Source organism: Faecousia intestinalis, from assembly GCF_040096185.1.
GTDB lineage: Bacteria > Bacillota > Clostridia > Oscillospirales > Oscillospiraceae > JAZOXB01.
The window spans coordinates 1-2693 of record NZ_JBBMFF010000026.1 but is presented as its reverse complement, the minus strand read 5'-3'; the positions used below and the strand labels follow the sequence as shown (position 1 = coordinate 2693).

The window sequence follows — 2693 nt, the reverse complement described above, 5'->3', positions numbered from 1 at the left end:
GGCCCGGCGGGGATGCCGCCGGGCCGGAAACTGTTTTTGATTATTGGACGATGATCTTCCCGTCGGCGAAGTCCGTGATCACGCAGCCGCCTGCCGGGAACTGGTAGGTATCCTTCAGGTCTTTTAAATGCAGCGTAACTTCACCGGGACTTTTGGAGACGATCCGGAGCGTATTGTCCTGCCAGTATACCTGCAGGTCGCTCTCCTGCTCGCCGGTCAGTTTGTAATAGAATTCGTCGGTGCTTGGAAAGACTGCTTGCTTAAATTGGCCCCCTGTAGTATACGAAGTTACTTCGCCCCTCAGCCGAAAACCGGTCGCTGTCAGCTCCAGCCACGGATCGTCGGCCCCATTTTTCAGCTCGAGCCAGAGATGTATTTCGTCCGTATCCGCGCGCATTCCTGTATTTTCCGCCGTGAGTTCAAAGCGAAGCTTCTCGGTATCCGGGATCAGATACTTTGCCATCGTTGCCGTAACGGCATATGGCCATGTGCCTTCGCGAAGTATCTCCATTGTGGAATCTGCCGTTATCTTTCCATGCTCCGTATGCAGATATTCGCCTTCCGCATTATAGACCCGATTAAGAGTGGAGTATTCCGATATCCAAATATTTGTCATCGGTTCCAATTTCTGCTTTGTGCAGCCGAACAGGAGGGAGGAAATGGCGATGACTGCAATCGTGAAAGCCAGTAATTTCCAATATCTCGGGTTTTTCATGGTCATGGGCATTTTCTCCTTCCGTTCCAATTGAACGTTTGACAAGTATTCCCTTCCGATATGTCCAACATATCACACCATAATGTTCCTGTCAATATTTTTACAGAAAATATCCCGTAATTTTCAATAATATGCAGTGCGGTAAATGGAAAAAGTCCCAGCAAAATCGTGACTGCCTTCCCGAGATTGCCACGGGCGCAAAACGCCTTCGCAATGACAAATCCGGCAGTCTCGCGGCGCTAAAACTGCCGCGGCCCAAAAGGCCGCGGCATGGGAAACGATATCAGCTAGTTGGCACGGCGCGGAACAACCGCTGCGCTTCGGGGTAGAACAGGAAGAAGCTGCCGTCGCCGCTGGACAGGATGCGGACCTGCACAGAGGTTAGCTCACCGGGCAACTCCGTTACACCGCGGCAGCTGACCGTGCCATCCTCGGAGAGCTGCAGGAGCTGAAGCCCCCAGCTGCCATTCACGGCAAAGCCGCAGCCGTTTGCAAAGCGGAGCTGATACAGCGCGCCGTCCGCAGCCGGGCGTGTGACCTCGTGCGTCTCGCCAGAGGCATAGCGCGTGAGCAGCCGCTGCGCCTTGCCGTTCTGCTCGACATATTGGCAGATGAGCGGGCCGTCCGCGGTCAGCCAGAACGAGTCCAGCTTCGCAGACTCCGGCAGGGTGAGAGCGTCCTGCGTGCCGTCGGCGGAGACGGTGCACAGGGTGACTTGGCCATTTTTGGCATAGGAGAAGCAGAAGCGGTCACCGCAGACGGCAAGATCGCCGCCCATCGGCTCGGTGTTCGCATCAGCCTGCAGCAGCAGAGCATCCGTGCAGCCGTCCGCGGAGAGACGGTAAACACCGAAAGCGCCGCCGTCCGTGCGGTAGCTGGCAAGAGCCTCCTTGCCGGAGAAGGAGAGCAGCCACTGCAGTTCACCGGTGAGCTCTACAAGGCTGCGCTGTGAGCCGCCGAAGTACATGGCCGCAAACTGTGCGGGGTAGGCGTTGGTGTAGTCCAGCTGGAGGGCGAGAATGGCAGCATCTCCATCCAGCAGGGCTCCGCCGAAGTAGTTGCCGGGCGTCTCCGGTTCCCAGACGGCAAGTGATTTCTGGGCATCGACATCGTAAATGCCGACTTGTTTTGTCTCGTAGTAGGCGTAACCGCCGTCCTTTGAGAGTAGCTTCTCCTCCTGCACATAGAGGATCCGGCTGCCGCGGGCATCCAGAACGGAGACTTGACCTTCCGTTACGGCGGGGAGAGGGAGTTCGTGGAAGATGTTGTTGGGAGTTTCAGCGCCGTCAGAGGCACCGGACGGGGAGGCGGAACAGGCGCACAGGAACAGGACAAGCAGAACCGGCAGCAAAGAACAGAGAATCGTTGAACGCTTCATGATATTTGATCCACTCCTTCCAATAGTAAGTCAGCAATTCCAAAGAAATGCAGGATATCTGCAACTTGAGTATACCATATGCAAGTGACTCCCACAAGACGTTTGAAGCAAAAAATAATACAGATAACATAGAAATTACTGCGGAAGATATATGTATATTGTGACTGTAATGCGTATAGAAGAACGGGGGCTGGAATAAATGTGATACAAAAGAAACGATACAAATCACTACAATAATCAAAAATTAAATAACATGTATACTTTTACATAAGGGAAAGAATGCGGATGGTGTATAAAAAGTGCATAATAGGGAATTGCAGCGGAGATTGGTGTCGGCTGCCATTAAGATGATGGGAACCCAAAGCCAGTTTGCAACGGCGTTCCCTGAGCGCTGTAGGCAACTGCAGGTTTTGAAGTGTTAATTCAGCGGCGCGAGACATTCAAGCTTGTCATTCCGAGGAGCGAAGCGACGTGGGAATCTCGCAGTACCCATGTGGATAACAGGTAGGTTATGGCGAAATCGCAACTGCCTTCCCGAGATTGCCACGTCGGCCTGCGGCCTCCTCGCAATGACAAACCTGGGGCTGAAGCCTTTTTAAC

At 53.7% G+C, this 2693-nt stretch carries 2 protein-coding genes; both read right to left on the bottom strand.

What is annotated here, in order from left to right:
• Positions 1-40 precede the first annotated feature (40 nt).
• On the bottom strand, positions 41-721 hold the full coding sequence (locus WMO66_RS00260) for a hypothetical protein (RefSeq protein WP_349134405.1): 681 nt from the start codon (positions 719-721) through the stop codon (positions 41-43).
• A 277-nt stretch (positions 722-998) separates the two neighbouring features.
• On the bottom strand, positions 999-2093 hold the full coding sequence (locus tag WMO66_RS00255; RefSeq protein ID WP_349134404.1) for a hypothetical protein: 1095 nt from the start codon (positions 2091-2093) through the stop codon (positions 999-1001).
• Between the last annotated feature and the right edge of the window lie 600 nt (positions 2094-2693).